Source organism: Shinella sp. WSC3-e, from assembly GCF_945994535.1.
GTDB classification, from domain to species: Bacteria; Pseudomonadota; Alphaproteobacteria; order Rhizobiales; family Rhizobiaceae; genus Shinella; species Shinella yambaruensis.
Genome location: NZ_OZ000530.1, coordinates 1174887 through 1189659, shown reverse-complemented (window position 1 = coordinate 1189659; position 14773 = coordinate 1174887). Strand labels below are relative to the sequence as shown.

The following is a 14773-nucleotide window of genomic DNA, read 5'->3' as shown; positions in this document are numbered from 1 at the left end:
CATTGCGATGCGGGAAAGGGCGGGTTACATGCAAGCCTCCCGTTGCGGGAATCGACCTGCCCGTCCCGTGATGCAGAAGGAACAGTCGATGCCGATAGCGCCGTTCAAGGGGCCGATCGCCCTTGCCTACCGCGTCCTCGTCCTGCCGGGCGTCATTGCCTATCTCTTCGCCGTCAGCATCGTCGTGCTTGCCGCCGACCGGTTCTGGCTCGTCGATCTTCTCACCTTCGCCTGGCCCTACATCATCGCCACCGGCGCCCTGCTCGTCGTGGCCGCCCTGGTGACGCGGCGCCTGAAGGCGATCGTGATTGCGGGGGCCGGCCTTGCGGTCGCCCTGATCCCGGCGGCCGATGTGCCGACCGCCCGCGCCTCCGCCGCCGCAGGCGGCCTGAAGGTGCTGACCGCCAATCTCTTCGTCCGGAATGCGCAGGATCCTGCCGTCTTCATCGCGATGCTGCGCCGGGAAAAACCCGATATCGTCATCCTGCAGGAGACGACGAAGCGCTGGGAGGAGGCGCTTTCCGCCGCCGGCCTCTATGCCTATGAAAGCAATTCGGACGTACGCGAGCGCGATGCCATCAAGGTCTTCTCCGTCCTGCCGATCCGCTCGCAGACCGAATTGAAGCGCGCCTTCACCGAGGAGCGCGCCTACAAGCAGCCGCTCCGCCTGGAACTGGACATGCGCGGCAAGCCGCTCTTCCTCTACGCCTTCCACCCCGAAACGCCGCGCCGGCTCTGGCAGTGGCACGATCGCAACGCCTATCTCTCGGCGGCCGCCGACGCGGTGCGCGGCGACCTCGAGACGGCGCCGGTCATCGTCGCGGGCGACTGGAACACGCCGACCTGGTCGCCCTTCTTCCGTGCCTTCCTCAAGCAGGCGGGCCTTGCCTCCACCGCGGGCGGCTGGCTGCAGCCGGTCACGCGGTTCAGCCAGAAACTCGACACGGTCGCCTATATCGGCGCCTCGATCGACCATATCGTCGTCTCGCCGGATATTTCCGTGCGGGCACGCCGCGTCGGTCCGAATTTCGGCTCGAACCATCTGCCCGTCATCGCCGAACTGGCGCTGCCGGAAACCTGACCCCCTCGCCCCTGAGGAAAAACACCCTATCTTAGGGGGCGAAGCCATTTCGAGGGAGACGATCATGCCGACGGAAAAGGACAGCCCCAAAGCGTCGCTCGAGGAGGAACGCGCCCGGCAGAAGCGAAAGTCGGCCAAAGCCGAGCAGGACGACTATCTGGAGGAGGCGCTGGAAGAGACCTTTCCGGCGAGCGACCCGATCGCCCCCGGCGAGGTGAAGGATCACGCCAAGTGAGCGGCGATACGGCGCATGCCCGGCCCTTGCCGCGAACGGTCTGACCGGCGATGAGCACCGCCTTCCTTTTCACCGGCCCGGACGATGCCGCCGTCACCCTGCTTCTTGCCCATGGCAGCGGCGCGCCGATGGATTCGCCAGCCATGAACGCGGCAGCGGATGCCCTGGCGGCGGAGGGCCTGCGCGTCGCGCGCTTCGAATTCTCCTACATGGCCGCCCGGCGCACCGAAGGCAGCCGCCGCCCGCCGCCCAGGGCCGAGACGCTGAATCCCGAATTTCGCGCGGCCGTCGCGGATCTCGCCGCCACGGGGCCGCTCGTCATCGGCGGCAAGTCGATGGGCGGCCGTGTCGCCAGCATGGTGGCCGACGGGCTTCTTGCAGAAGGCCGCATCGCCGGCCTGCTTTGCCTCGGCTATCCGTTCCACCCGCCGGAAAAGCCGGCGCAGCTGCGCACGGCCCACCTCATGGCGCTCGCAACGCCAAGCCTCATCTGCCAGGGTACGCGCGATCCCTTCGGCACGAAGAACGAGGTGCCCGGCTACGGACTGCCGGAGCGCATCCGCTTCCTGTGGCTGGAAGACGGCGACCATGACCTCAAGCCGCGCAAGAGCGTTTCCGGCTTTACCGCCGCCGACCACCTCGCCACCATGGCCCACACCGTGAAGGCCTGGGCGGCAGGCCTCGGCTGACCCCTGTTCCATGCGGAACAGCGCCTGAAACCGTCCCATGCGAAGGTTCGGTCACTGGATGGAACGAACCATCCCGACCGAACCAGAGGGGACTTCGACATGCGCAATCTCATCCTTGCCGCCGCCATCGCTTTCACCGCCGCCGCCTCCTTCGCCGCGCCGTCGCAGGCCGGCTATTACAGCTACGGCTACCAGCCCGCCTGCTTCATCAAGAAGATCAAGAGCTACGACTACTACGGCAACCTGATCATCAAACGCGTCCGCGTCTGCCACTAGCCGGCGCCCCGATCAGGGGTCGATCGAAGCATGGCCGCCGCTGGCAGACGGCCTCACGGACGCGACGAAGCCCGGATGCCCTCCCATGCATCCGGGCTTCTCCTTTTCGACTATTCGCCGCTCACCTGCCCGGCCCAGCTTTGCGCACCGGATTCGCCATCGAGGAACGGCAGGGCCGTGCTGACGAGTGCGGGGGCTGCAAAGGTCTCGTAGTGGGTGAGGCCCGGCAGGATGGCGAGACGGTTCTTCGCCATGTTCTCCCGCATCCAGCCGGCATCCCTCAGCCCGCCGCCGAGCTTCTGGTAGAATTCGACGATATGTTCCGGGCGGATCATGTCGCTGTCGCCAAAGATCAGCATGACGGGCATGGAGAGCTTTGCCACCGCATCGGAGGCGTCGTAATCGACGCGCATGGCCGCGCCCATCGCGTCGAGCAGCTTCGGGAATTCGGAAACGTCCGGCGCGACGGCGCCATAGGACCTGTACATCGGCGTCTCCTTCATCATCTCCGCCATGGCTCCGGAGACCGCCTCCTGCTGCGGCAGCATTTCCGGGAAGAAGCCGTTCCTGGCGAAGGGCGCCGAGGCGATGACGAGGCGGCGCACCTTGTCCGGCGCGCCGGCGGCCATGTGCAGCGCCACGCCGCCGCCGAAGGAATAGCCGAGCACGTCGACTTGGTCGTAGCCCAGTTCCTCCACGAGCTCGGCCATGTCGGCGCCGATGGCGGTTATGTCGATCGGCCGCGTGCCGAGCGGCGTGCGGCCATGGCCCTGCAAGTCGACGCCGATCACCTGGCGGTTGTCCTGCAGCGTCTTGAGGTTGGCGCCGAACATCTCGATCTGGCCGAGGCCGCCATGCAGCAGGAGCAGCGGCTCGCCCTTGCCGCGGATCTCGTAATAGTAGTCGATGCCGTTCACCGTCAGGTGCCCCGCCTTGTCCGGCTTGCCGGCCTCGCCCTGCAACGGGTTCTCGGCCACATCCTCCGCCTGCGCCGAAAGGGGGGCGAAGGCGGCAAGGGCGGCGGTCAGGAGGGTGATGATGGTCAGCTTCGGCATGGTCCGTCTCCTCGGGTTCCGGCCGGCGGCCCGCCGGCTTCATGCACCAAGGACGCGGCGGAGCGCGCCGCCCCGACAGGGCTCGCGAAATTTTCGGCAGACGCCTGCCAGCTGGATTCAGGTTCCTGCCGGATTGATTCCGCTAGCGGCGGCAACGGTTTGAAAAGCCTGCTCTATTTCCGATCGGCCCGTCCGGTCGGCGCGGAAGGGAACATTAACCCGGCCATGCGAATATTAGCGCCGAACCAGATATATCCGGGAAGACGATGGCACACAGCTTCTCCTACACGCACTATGACCTCGACATGCAGCGCGCCGGTACGGTCATCGAGATCACGCTCTCGGCCATCGCCAATGTGCGGCTGATGAGCCACGGCAATTTCGATCTCTTCAAGAATGCCCGCCAGCACAAGTTCCTCGGCGGCGTCGCCAAGCAGTCGCCGATCCGGCTGAAAATCCCGGAAAACGGCCACTGGCATGTGGTGGTCGACATGGAGGGGCATCCCGGCAAGGCCGAGTCGTCGATCAGGATCGTGCCGGCCGCCCCGCAGAAGCCCGTGCAGCGCTTCAGCGCCGCCTCCTGACGGGCGCGGCGGGTCTCAGCCCCGCTCCCGGCGCAGCTTCGCCCACCATTCCAGCCGCTTCTTCAGCTCCCGCTCGAAGCCGCGTTCGGGCGGATCGTAGAAGGTTTTCCGCCCCATCTTCTCCGGGAAATAATCCTGTCCGGAAAAGGCGTCCGGCATGTCGTGGTCGTAGCGGTAGCCGTCGCCGTAGCCCTCGCCCTTCATCAGCTTCGTCGGCGCATTGAGGATGTGCTTCGGCGGCAGCAGCGAGCCGTTTTCCTTCGCCGCGCGCATCGCGGATTTGTAGGCGGTGTAGACGGCGTTCGATTTCGGTGCGGTGGCGAGATAGACGCAGGCCTGCGCCAGCGCCAGTTCCCCCTCCGGAGAGCCGAGGAAATCGTAGGCATCCTTGGCGGCATTGCAGACGACGAGCGCCTGCGGATCGGCAAGGCCGATGTCCTCCACCGCCATGCGCACCATGCGCCGGCAGAGGAACAGCGGGTCCTCGCCGGCATCCAGCATGCGGGTGAGATAGTAGAGCGCCGCATCGGGATCGGACCCGCGCACGGACTTGTGCAGCGCGGAGATGAGATTGTAGTGGCCGTCCTGCGACTTGTCGTAGACGGGGGCCCGGCGCTGCACGATGCGGAAGAGATCGTCCTGACCGAAGGTCTCGCCGGCGCGGGCGGCGCGCCAGACTTCCTCGGCAAGCGTCAGCACCGCCCGCCCGTCCCCATCGGCCATGCGCAGCAGCGAGGCGCGCGCTTCTTCGTCGAGCGGCAGCGGTTTTTCCTCGATCGCCTCGGCACGCTTCAAAAGCTCCTCGAGGCTCTGTTCGTCATGCGGCTTGAAGGTGAGCACGCGGGCGCGGGAGAGAAGCGCGGCATTGAGCTCGAAGGACGGGTTCTCCGTCGTCGCGCCGACGAGCACGATCGTGCCGTCCTCCATGACCGGCAGGAAACTGTCCTGCTGGGCGCGGTTGAAACGATGGATCTCATCGACGAAGAGCAGCGTCTGCCGGCCGCCCATGCGGCGCTGGCGCGCGGCCTCGAATACCTTCTTGAGATCGGCGACGCCGGAGAAGATCGCCGAGATCTGTTCGAAGGCGAGCCCCGTTTCGCCGGACAGGAGGCGCGCCACCGTCGTCTTGCCCGTGCCGGGCGGACCCCAGAAGATCATCGAGCCGAGCGAGCCGGCCTCGATCATGCGCGAGAGCACGCCGTCGGGACCCGTCAGGTGCTCCTGGCCGGACACTTCGCCCAGCGTGCGGGGGCGCAGGCGATCGGCCAGGGGCCGCTTTGCCGCCATCTCCTCCGGTTCACGCGGGGCGAAGAGGTCGCTCATCGGAAGAACTGGCGGATGCGCTGGCCGTCACGCTCGATCTCGACGCGCCAGATGGACGGGTCCTCGTTGACGAGCGAGGCGAGGCTTTCGGTCGAGGCGACCTCGGTGCCGTTGAGCGCGATGATGATATCGCGCGGCTGGAGGCCGATGCGCGCCGCCGGCGAGCCGCGATTGACCTCGGTGACGACGACGCCGGCCGTGGTGCGGTTGGTCGGCATGCGCAGTTCCTCCGCCACGCGCGGCGAGAGGTTGGCGACGACCGCGCCGGAGAAGGGATTGCGGCCTTCGATCAGCCGCTCGTCGCGCGGCGTGGTCTCGGGCGCGCGGTCGAGCGAGAGCGTCAGGTCCTCTTCCTTGCCATTGGCAATGACGGTGATGCGCGCCGTGCCGCCGATGCCCACGGTGGTGAGGCGATAGCCGAGGGCGTCGGGATGCTCGACGGGAACGCCGTTGACGGCGGTGACCACCTGCCCGGGCTTCATGCCGGCCTTTTCCGCCGGACTGCCGGCCTGCACCTGCGAGATGAGCGCGCCGCGGGCGCGATCCAGGTCGAGCGCTTCGGCGACCTCCGAGGTCACCGCATCGAAGGTGGCGCCGATGAACGGGCGGTCGAAGGTGGCGCTGCCGTTTTCGGCGCTGGCGACGAAGGTCTTCACCAGGTTGGCCGGGATGGCGAAGCCGACGCCGTTCGAGCCGCCGCCGCGCGAGAAGATCGCGGTGTTGATGCCGATCAGCTCGCCGTTCATGTTGATGAGGCCGCCGCCGGAATTGCCGGGATTGATCGAGGCGTCCGTCTGGATGAAGAAGCCGAAATCCCCGGAACGGACCTGGTTGCGGGCAAGCGCCGAGACGATGCCGCTCGTCACCGTCTGGCCGACGCCGAACGGATTGCCGATGGCGAGCACGAGGTCGCCGACCTCGACCGCGTCGCTGTCGCCAAGCGGCAGGGCCGTGAAATCCGCATCCGCCTTGATCTTCAGCACGGCAAGGTCGACGCGCTCGTCCTTCAGCACCACGGTGCTTTCATATTCGCGGCCATCCGCCAGCGCGACCTTGATGTCGCTCGCGCCCTCGATGACATGGTTGTTCGTCACCACGATGCCCTTGGCGCCGACGATGACGCCCGAGCCGAGCGAGGACTGCTTTTCGCTGCGGTTCGGCATGCGCTGGCCGAAGAACTCCTCGAAGAAGGGGTCGCCGTCGAAGATCGAGCGGCGCTCGACGACGCGCTCGGCATAGACATTGACCACGGCGTTCTCGACCTGCTTGACCAGCGGCGCGAAGGAGAGCTGCATTTCCGTGCGCGATTGCGGCACGGTGCGCTCCTCGGCCATTGCGGGCGCCGCAAAGGCGAGAGCAACGGCAAGCGGGGCGGCAAGCAGGATGCGGACGTTCGGCATGGACGAGTCTCCTTCGTTTCTGCGTCACGATCAGATAGGATCTCGCGGGAAAAAAGGCAAATTGTGGAGGAGGCGCCGATTGCGGCGATCTCACGCGGCGCGCACGAAAATGTGGTCGCCACAAATCTTTCGCCGCCGTTGAAACAACATCCGCCGCGTTTACGTAGGTACCAGGGAAACAACCGAAAAGATCGAGCCCCGCCATGTCTCTCTACCGCCCGCCCCGCATTCCCGCTTCGCAGATCACGCCGGAACACTGTTTCCTCGCGCGCCGCTCGTTTCTGGCGGCCGCGGCCGGTGGAGCGCTTCTGGCGTCGGGCATGCCCGCTTTCGCCGAAGCCCTGAAGGCATCGAAATCGCCCTACGCGGTGGACGAGGCGCTGACGCCCGAAAAGGACGTGACCAGCTACAACAATTTCTACGAGTTCGGCATGGGCAAGGGCGACCCGATCGCCAATTCGGAAAAATTCAAGCCGACGCCCTGGACGGTGAAGGTCGATGGGCTTGTCGGCAAGCCGAAGGAGTTCGGGCTGGAAGAGCTGATGGCCCTGCCGCTGGAAGAGCGGGTCTACCGCATGCGCTGCGTGGAGGCCTGGTCGATGGTCATCCCCTGGATCGGCTTTCCGCTTTCCGCGCTGCTCGACAAGGTGGAGCCGCTGGGCGACGCACGATATGTCGCCTTCGAAACCGTCGTCAGACCGGAGGAGATGCCCGGCCAGTCCGGCTATTTCCAGTCCCTGCCCTGGCCCTATGTCGAGGGCCTCAGGCTCGACGAGGCGCGCCATCCGCTGACGATCCTCTCCGTCGGCGTCTACGGCAAGACGCTGCCGAACCAGAACGGCGCGCCGATCCGCCTCGTCGTGCCGTGGAAATACGGCTTCAAGGGCATCAAGTCGATCGTGAAGATCACGCTCACCGACAAGCAGCCGCCCTCCACCTGGAATCTCGCCGCGCCGAACGAGTACGGTTTCTACGCCAATGTGAACCCGGAGGTCGACCATCCGCGCTGGAGCCAGGCGAGCGAGAACCGTATCGGCGAAGGCGGCTTCTTCGGCGCCAATCGCCGGCCGACCCTGCCCTTCAACGGCTATGCCGAGGAGGTCGCCGGCCTCTACAGCGGCATGGACCTCAGGGCGAACTACTGATGGCGCGCCTGCCGACCCTTCCGCGCAAATACCACGCGGCCTCGATCTGGCTGCTCTATGCCCTTGGCCTCGTGCCGGCGGCCTGGGGCTTCTGGCTCGGCGCCACGGGCCGCCTGCCCGGCAACCCGGTCAAGGAATTCGAGCACCTGCTCGGCCTCTGGGCGCTGCGGTTCCTCATCGCCACGCTCGCCGTCACGCCGATCCGCGACCTCTTCGCCATCAACTGGGTGCGCTATCGCCGCGCGCTCGGGCTGCTGGCGTTCTGGTACGTGCTGATGCATTTCCTCACCTACATGCTACTCGATCAGTACCTGAATTTTTCGGCGATCCTGGTCGATATCGCCAAGCGGCCCTTCATCACCATCGGCATGGCCGCCTTCGTGCTGCTCATCCCGCTGGCGCTGACCTCCAATGCCTGGTCGATCCGCAGGCTCGGCATGCGCTGGGTGAAGCTGCATCGGCTGGTCTACGTCATCGCCGCCGCCGGCGCGCTGCATTTTGCCATGTCGGTGAAGGTCGTGGGGCTGGAGCCGTGGACCTATATCGGGCTTGTGGCGCTGCTTCTCCTCTATCGGCTGGCGCGGCCGCTGATCCGGGGCAGCGGAAGAGGAAAGCCGCGGGCCTCCGCGTTTCGCGGACAGGAACGCTCGGCCTGAGGCGTTTCGCACTCTTGCAGGAAATGCTCTGGATTCCTGCTTTTACCGCATTTCCGGACGCAAAACCGCTTCGCACTTTTGCTGGAAATGCTCTAGGAGGCGCGGCCGGGACCGCTCGTCTCGTCCTTCACCACGAAGAGCTTCGCCCCTGCCGACAGCGGGACATCGGCCGCGTTGCTGACGACGCGGTTCCGGCCATTGCTCTTGGCAAGGTAGAGCAGCCGGTCCGCGCGGCTGATCGCGTCATGGATGGTGTGATCTCCGGCGGCCGTGACCGCCACCCCGAAACTTGCGGTGATCGGGCGATCGATGCCGATGCGGCCGAGGTCGCGTTCCGACAGGGCGAGACGCAAGGTGTTCGCGAGCATATGGGCGTCCTGCAGGCGGCAGTTCGGCAGATAGGCGATGAACTCCTCCCCACCGAAGCGCGCGACCGCGACGCCGGGCCAGGCGAGCGTGCGCAGGAGGGTGGCCACCTCGCGAATGGCCTCGTCTCCGGCGGCGTGCCCGAAGCGGTCGTTGATCGCCTTGAACCAGTCGATATCGGCGACGATGATGGCCGCTTCGGTTTTCCCCGCATGCTCGCCGAGGCGCTGCTCGAAACCGCGACGGTTGAGAAGGCCCGTCAGCGGATCCTCCGCCGCTGCCTTGCGGTGCCCTTCGACGATCCGCAGCGCCACGGAGGCAAGCGCCGTCAGGGCCAGGAGCAAAGCGCCGATCGTCGCCGTGATCTGCATGACGAAGGCGTAGGACGAGCCGATGAAGGCGTCCATGGCGAGGCTGCCCGCCATGACGAAGAAAACGATCGTGCGCAGGGTCGTCTCCAGCATCACGAAGACGACGGCCCCGAGCAGCGCGCGATCGACCCAGGTGCCCGACCGGCGCCAGGAGGACAGCAGGGCAACCAGCAGCAGCAGGCTGCAGGCGATATCGCTGACGAAGAGCTCGAAGCGCAGGCTTTGCGCGACGAAGACCGCGTAGGCGATGATGCCATAGGCGACGGCGGCGATGCCGAGACGAAGGGCGAGATGCCGCGACGCGTCGAAATGGGTGGAAAGGCCCTGGCTGTAGAGGAGGAAGGCGCTGAGGAACGCGGCATCCGCCGTCATCGCGACAAGAGGCACCGGCGCAACGGCCTGCAGAAGCGGCGCGAGGAAACCGAGGGCCGCACAGAGATAACCGCTGCCCCAGAACAGGGCGGCACGGTTGCCGAAGCGCGCGACGATGAGAAACGCCACGCCGAACAGGGTGAGAACCACCGGCAGCAGGAATGCGAAATTCTCGGCCATCGCCCAAACTCGATTAAACTCGGCCGGGACTTTAAGCCCCGGGGCTAAAGACAATCCCTAGCGACATGGTTTCCAAATCCTTGCGGGCGCCATTTCCGCAAAGAAAAAGCCGGACGCTTTCGCGTCCGGCTTCAAGACGTCCGGTCGGGACGCTCGTTCGATCAGGCGGCTTCGGCAGCGTCCGCCTCGGCGGCAACGCGGGCCTTGTCGGCTGCGCCCTTGGCGTCGACGTCGCGGTCGACGAACTCGATGACGGCGAGCGGGGCGTTGTCGCCATGACGGTAGCCAGCCTTCATGATGCGCAGGTAGCCACCATTACGGCTGGCATAGCGCGTCGCGATCGCGTCGAACAGCTTGCCGACAACGGCAACGTCGCGGATCTGCGAGATCGCCTGGCGGCGAGCGTGCAGGTCGCCGCGCTTGCCGAGGGTGACGAGCTTTTCGACGATCGGGCGAATTTCCTTCGCCTTCGGCAGCGTGGTTACGATCTGCTCATGCTGAATGAGCGAGGCAGCCATGTTGGCGAACATCGCCTTGCGGTGGCTGGCGGTACGGTTGAGTTTGCGACCCGAATTCTGGTGGCGCATCTCGGTTCTCCTTCACATGCAGGCAGTCGCCTGCCGTTTGATGGGTTAATACTGGTCTTCGTAGCGCTTGGCGAGATCTTCGATGTTCTCGGGCGGCCATGCCGGCACTTCCATGCCGAGGTGCAGGCCCATGGAAGCGAGAACTTCCTTGATTTCGTTCAGCGACTTGCGACCAAAATTCGGAGTGCGAAGCATTTCGGCTTCGGTCTTCTGAATGAGATCGCCGATATAGACGATGTTGTCGTTCTTCAGGCAGTTCGCCGAACGGACCGAAAGTTCCAGTTCGTCGACCTTCTTGAGGAGCGCCGGGTTGAAAGCCAGTTCCGTGACCGATTCCTCTTCGGCTTCCTTCTGCGGCTCGTCGAAGTTGACGAAGACCGAGAGCTGGTCCTGGAGGATGCGGGCCGCGAACGCGATCGCATCTTCGCCCGTGACGGAACCGTCGGTCTCGATGGTCATCGTCAGCTTGTCGTAGTCGAGAACCTGGCCTTCACGGGTGTTTTCCACCTTGTAGGACACTTTCTTGACCGGCGAATACAGGCTGTCGACCGGGATGAGGCCGATCGGCGCGTCTTCGGAGCGGTTGCGGTCGGCCGGGACATAGCCCTTGCCGTTGTTGACCGTGAACTCCATGCGGATCTCCGCGCCCTCGTCGAGGGTGCAGATGACATGGTTGGGGTTCAGGATCTCGATGTCGCCGACCGTCTGGATGTCGCCAGCCGTCACGACGCCCGGGCCCTGCTTGCGCACGACCATGCGCTTGGAATCATCGCCATCCATCTTGATGGCGATTTCCTTGATGTTGAGCACGATGTCGGTCACGTCTTCCCGGACACCCGGGATGGACGAGAACTCGTGCAGCACGCCGTCGATCTGCACGGCGGTGACAGCCGCACCGCGCAGCGACGACAGGAGAACGCGACGCAGCGCGTTGCCGAGGGTCAGGCCGAAGCCACGCTCCAGCGGCTCGGCAACAAGGCTTGCCTTGGTGCGGCCGGAGGAGGTGAACTCGACCTTGTTCGGCTTGATCAGTTCCTGCCAGTTTTTCTGGATCATATGTTTTGCCTTCCGTTCGCCGCCACCATCCAATCGTGACGGCCGAGCCCTGAAGTTCCGCGAAAGCCGGAAACCGGCTTCCGCGAGAGTTCGAATGCGATGATCAGACGCGGCGCTTCTTGCGCGGGCGGCAACCGTTGTGCGGGATCGGGGTCACGTCGCGGATCGACGTGATCATGAAGCCGGCAGCCTGGAGGGCGCGCAGAGCCGATTCACGGCCGGAACCCGGACCGCAGACTTCGACTTCCAGCGACTTCATGCCGTGTTCCTGAGCCTTCTTGGCGCAGTCTTCGGCAGCGATCTGGGCGGCGAACGGGGTCGACTTGCGCGAACCCTTGAAGCCCTTCGCACCGGCCGACGACCAGGCAATCGCGTTGCCCTGTGCGTCGGTGATGGTGATCATCGTGTTGTTGAACGAAGAATTGACGTGAGCAACACCCGAGGTGATGTTCTTGCGTTCGCGACGGCGGACGCGTGCGGCTTCCTTGGCCATGGATAGTCCTTTCGTTGATCTCGACACCGCCGTAGTTCCAGCGGCTCCACCGGGCCGGGGTGACACCCTGCCCTGAACAGTATTTGCAGATGCGCCCGAAGGCCGCATCTGCGGCGATATCGTCACTGCCGTAATGCCAGCAGCTCCACCGACCGGGGCATTTGCCTGGCGCAACACCCCGCTCGAAACTCAAAAGAGGCCGGCGCGGCGCGCCAGCCTCCTGTTCCCCGTTTCCGGGAAATTACTTCTTCTTGCCTGCGATGGCCTTGGCCGGACCCTTGCGGGTGCGGGCATTGGTATGCGTGCGCTGGCCGCGGACCGGAAGGCCGCGACGGTGACGCAGGCCGCGGTAGCAGCCGAGGTCCATGAGACGCTTGATGTTCATCGAGGTCTCGCGACGCAGGTCGCCTTCGACCTGGTAGTCGCGGTCGATGGCTTCACGGATCTGCAGGATCTCTGCGTCCGTGAGCTGATGCACGCGACGATCAGCCGGGATGCCGACCTTCTCGATGATTTCCTGTGCAAACTTCGGGCCGATCCCGTGAATGTAACGCAGCGCGATGACGACGCGTTTTGCAGTCGGGATGTTGACGCCAGCGATACGTGCCACGCCTGTTCTCCTTGCTTCCAGTTGCCATCCGGCAAGTGGTCTTCTTCATTCGATACGGCAAAAGCCGCTGCTCATCTATGATGCCGCATGACCTTGCCCTGGTTCGTTCCGCTCCAGGGGATCATGCGGTGAGGTTCGGGACATGTCGAAAACGACCGCACCCGGACTTCGTTCTTCTGAAATCCGCGCCGATCGCAATGGTATGTCGCGAGTTGGCGCTGTCATAAGGGGAATCGGCCGAAAAAGTCAACTCCCGGCCGGATCCTTTTTCGCCCGATCTCAGGCGTTCTCCAGGATTCCGGCGATCTCCGCGGTCACCTTGTCGACATTGGCCATGCCATCGACCGTCTGGAGCCTGCCGGTCGAGGCGTAGTACTTCGACAGCGGCGCCGTTTTCTCGCGGTATTCCGTGAGGCGGCGCTTGAAGGCTTCCGGGTTGTCGTCCGAGCGGACGGTGCCGCCGGCGGCGATCGTCTCGGCCACGCGGGTCTCCATGCGCTTGACCAGCGCATCCTCGTCGACCTTCAACTCTATGACGGCATCGAGCGAGAGGCCCTTGCCGGCGAGGATCTGGTCGAGGGCTTCGGCCTGCGGAACCGTGCGCGGGTAACCGTCGAGGATGAAGCCCCTGGCACAGTCGGGCGAATCGATTCGGTCGGACACGATCTCGTTGACGATCGCGTCGGAGACGAGCTGGCCGGCATCCATGACGGCCTTCGCACGCTTGCCCACATCCGTGCCGGCGGCGACGGCCGCGCGCAGCATGTCACCCGTGGAGAGCTGCGGAATGCCGTGCCTCTCCGTCAGGAGCTTGGCTTGCGTCCCCTTGCCAGCCCCCGGCGGCCCCAGAAAAATCAGTCTCATCGTCCCCTCTTTCCGCCACGCAGCTTCGACTTCTTGATCAGCCCCTCATATTGCTGAGCAATCAGGTGGCCCTGTATCTGTGCTACAGTATCCAAGGTCACGCTGACAACAATCAAAAGCGACGTACCACCAAGGTAGAACGGCACCCCGGTCTGCGCGATGAGAATTTCGGGAAGGATACAGACGAAGACGAGATAGAGCGCGCCGATGACCGTGACACGGGTCAGCACGTAGTCGATATATTCGGCGGTGCGCTCGCCCGGGCGGATGCCCGGGATGAAGCCGCCGTGCTTCTTCAGATTGTCGGCCGTGTCCTTCGGATTGAAGACGATGGCCGTGTAGAAGAAGGCGAAGAAGGCGATCATGCCGGCATAGAACAGCATGTAGAGCGGCTGGCCGTGGCCGAGGGCGGCGATGACGGCCGTTGCCCAGGCCGGCAGCTCGGCCGTGTTCGAGAAGCCCGCCAGCGTCGCCGGCAGCAGCAGCAGCGAGGAGGCGAAGATCGCCGGGATGACGCCCGCGGTGTTGAGCTTCAGCGGCAGGTGCGAGGTGTCGCCCTGGAACATGCGGTTGCCGACCTGTCGCTTCGGATACTGGATCAGAAGCCGGCGCTGGGCACGTTCGACGAAGACGATGAGCGCGATGACGCCGACGGCCATGACCACGACGGCGATGACCACGCCGATCGACAGAGCGCCCGTGCGGCTGAGTTCCAGCGTGCCGGCGAGCGCGCTCGGCAGGGCCGCGACGATGCCGGCGAAGATGATCAGCGAGATGCCGTTGCCGATGCCGCGCGAGGTGATCTGCTCACCCAGCCACATCAGGAACATGGTGCCGCCGAGCAGCGAGATGACGGTGGAAATGCGGAAGAACCAGCCCGGATCGTTGACCAGCCCTGCCCCGCTCTCAAGGCCCACCGCGATGCCGTAGGCCTGCAGCGTGCCAAGCAGCACCGTGCCGTAGCGCGTGTACTGGTTGATGATCTTTCGGCCCTGCTCGCCTTCCTTCTTCAGCTGTTCCAGCGAGGGAACGACCGAGGTCATCAGCTGCACGATGATCGACGCGGAAATATACGGCATGATGCCGAGCGCGAAGATCGCCATGCGCTCGACGGCGCCGCCGGAGAACATGTTGAAGAGGCCGAGAATGCCGCCCGACTGGCCGCGGAAGGCCTGCGCGAAGGCTTCGGGGTTGAGGCCCGGCAACGGGATATAGGTGCCGAGACGATAGACGAGCAGCGCGCCCAGCGTGAACCAGAGACGCTTCTTCAGATCTTCCGCCTTGGCGAAAGTCGAGAAGTTGAGATTAGAGGCAAGTTGTTCCGCTGCCGAAGCCATGCATTTCTCCGCGAAGCCGATCCGGCGGCGGGGAGCCCGGCCAGGTCCGGATTGGCTGATCCGTTGGCACGCCCCCTCGCCCCTCCTCGGACC

General features: G+C 65.0%; 17 protein-coding genes. 7 read left to right on the top strand and 10 right to left on the bottom strand.

Annotated features, from left to right (window positions below):
- The first annotated feature begins 88 nt into the window (after positions 1 to 88).
- From AABF56_RS06040 to AABF56_RS06025, 4 genes are all read left to right on the top strand, one after another.
- Positions 89 to 1081 (top strand): endonuclease/exonuclease/phosphatase family protein, encoded by a 993-nt coding sequence (locus AABF56_RS06040; protein WP_272805256.1) that lies wholly within the window; start codon positions 89 to 91, stop codon positions 1079 to 1081.
- 64 nt (positions 1082 to 1145) lie between these two features.
- The gene (locus AABF56_RS06035; protein WP_272805255.1) at positions 1146 to 1316 is read left to right on the top strand and encodes a hypothetical protein; all 171 of its coding nucleotides are present in this window, start codon (positions 1146 to 1148) and stop codon (positions 1314 to 1316) included.
- A gap of 50 nt (positions 1317 to 1366) precedes the next feature.
- The gene (locus tag AABF56_RS06030; RefSeq protein ID WP_272805254.1) at positions 1367 to 2005 is read left to right on the top strand and encodes an alpha/beta hydrolase family protein; all 639 of its coding nucleotides are present in this window, start codon (positions 1367 to 1369) and stop codon (positions 2003 to 2005) included.
- A 99-nt stretch (positions 2006 to 2104) separates the two neighbouring features.
- Positions 2105 to 2281, top strand: coding sequence for a hypothetical protein (locus tag AABF56_RS06025; RefSeq protein WP_272805253.1), 177 nt, complete (start codon positions 2105 to 2107; stop codon positions 2279 to 2281).
- 110 nt (positions 2282 to 2391) lie between these two features.
- Here AABF56_RS06025 and AABF56_RS06020 read toward each other — a convergent pair whose 3' ends face one another.
- Complete coding sequence (locus tag AABF56_RS06020; RefSeq protein ID WP_272805252.1) at positions 2392 to 3336, bottom strand: alpha/beta fold hydrolase; 945 nt, start codon at positions 3334 to 3336, stop codon at positions 2392 to 2394.
- A gap of 266 nt (positions 3337 to 3602) precedes the next feature.
- Between AABF56_RS06020 and AABF56_RS06015 the strand changes: the two genes are divergently transcribed.
- On the top strand, positions 3603 to 3920 hold the full coding sequence (locus AABF56_RS06015) for a DUF1883 domain-containing protein (RefSeq protein ID WP_244765675.1): 318 nt from the start codon (positions 3603 to 3605) through the stop codon (positions 3918 to 3920).
- Between the two features lie 15 nt (positions 3921 to 3935).
- Here AABF56_RS06015 and AABF56_RS06010 read toward each other — a convergent pair whose 3' ends face one another.
- Together AABF56_RS06010 and AABF56_RS06005 are read right to left on the bottom strand one after the other, a co-directional pair.
- The gene (locus AABF56_RS06010) at positions 3936 to 5243 is read right to left on the bottom strand and encodes a replication-associated recombination protein A (protein ID WP_244765676.1); all 1308 of its coding nucleotides are present in this window, start codon (positions 5241 to 5243) and stop codon (positions 3936 to 3938) included.
- On the bottom strand, positions 5240 to 6577 hold the full coding sequence (locus tag AABF56_RS06005) for a DegQ family serine endoprotease (protein ID WP_443021151.1): 1338 nt from the start codon (positions 6575 to 6577) through the stop codon (positions 5240 to 5242). Before AABF56_RS06005 ends, AABF56_RS06010 begins: the two co-directional genes overlap by 4 nt.
- 269 nt (positions 6578 to 6846) lie before the next feature.
- On the opposite strand from AABF56_RS06005, the gene msrP reads away from it, so the two are divergent.
- Both msrP and msrQ read left to right on the top strand, forming a co-directional pair.
- Positions 6847 to 7788, top strand: a complete 942-nt coding sequence (gene msrP, locus AABF56_RS06000) for a protein-methionine-sulfoxide reductase catalytic subunit MsrP (RefSeq protein WP_272805250.1) — start codon at positions 6847 to 6849, stop codon at positions 7786 to 7788.
- A complete protein-coding gene (msrQ, locus tag AABF56_RS05995; RefSeq protein WP_272805249.1) occupies positions 7788 to 8444 on the top strand; it encodes a protein-methionine-sulfoxide reductase heme-binding subunit MsrQ in 657 nt (218 codons plus the stop codon). Before msrP ends, msrQ begins: the two co-directional genes overlap by 1 nt.
- Positions 8445 to 8536: 92 nt before the next feature.
- Here the strand turns inward: msrQ and AABF56_RS05990 are convergent, their stop codons facing one another.
- From AABF56_RS05990 to secY, 7 genes are all read right to left on the bottom strand, one after another.
- Positions 8537 to 9733, bottom strand: coding sequence for a GGDEF domain-containing protein (locus tag AABF56_RS05990; RefSeq protein ID WP_272805248.1), 1197 nt, complete (start codon positions 9731 to 9733; stop codon positions 8537 to 8539).
- Between the two features lie 161 nt (positions 9734 to 9894).
- On the bottom strand, positions 9895 to 10320 hold the full coding sequence (gene rplQ, locus AABF56_RS05985) for a 50S ribosomal protein L17 (RefSeq protein ID WP_244765681.1): 426 nt from the start codon (positions 10318 to 10320) through the stop codon (positions 9895 to 9897).
- A gap of 45 nt (positions 10321 to 10365) precedes the next feature.
- Positions 10366 to 11376, bottom strand: a complete 1011-nt coding sequence (locus tag AABF56_RS05980) for a DNA-directed RNA polymerase subunit alpha (protein WP_064329868.1) — start codon at positions 11374 to 11376, stop codon at positions 10366 to 10368.
- Between the two features lie 103 nt (positions 11377 to 11479).
- Positions 11480 to 11869, bottom strand: coding sequence for a 30S ribosomal protein S11 (gene rpsK, locus AABF56_RS05975; RefSeq protein WP_023513823.1), 390 nt, complete (start codon positions 11867 to 11869; stop codon positions 11480 to 11482).
- A gap of 241 nt (positions 11870 to 12110) precedes the next feature.
- On the bottom strand, positions 12111 to 12479 hold the full coding sequence (gene rpsM, locus AABF56_RS05970) for a 30S ribosomal protein S13 (RefSeq protein ID WP_064329867.1): 369 nt from the start codon (positions 12477 to 12479) through the stop codon (positions 12111 to 12113).
- Positions 12480 to 12758: 279 nt separating this feature from the next.
- Positions 12759 to 13343 carry an adenylate kinase gene (locus AABF56_RS05965; RefSeq protein WP_244765682.1) on the bottom strand — a complete coding sequence of 195 codons (585 nt, stop codon included), beginning with the start codon at positions 13341 to 13343 and terminating at the stop codon, positions 12759 to 12761.
- Complete coding sequence (gene secY / locus AABF56_RS05960) at positions 13340 to 14680, bottom strand: preprotein translocase subunit SecY (RefSeq protein WP_272805247.1); 1341 nt, start codon at positions 14678 to 14680, stop codon at positions 13340 to 13342. Before secY ends, AABF56_RS05965 begins: the two co-directional genes overlap by 4 nt.
- Positions 14681 to 14773 lie beyond the last annotated feature (93 nt).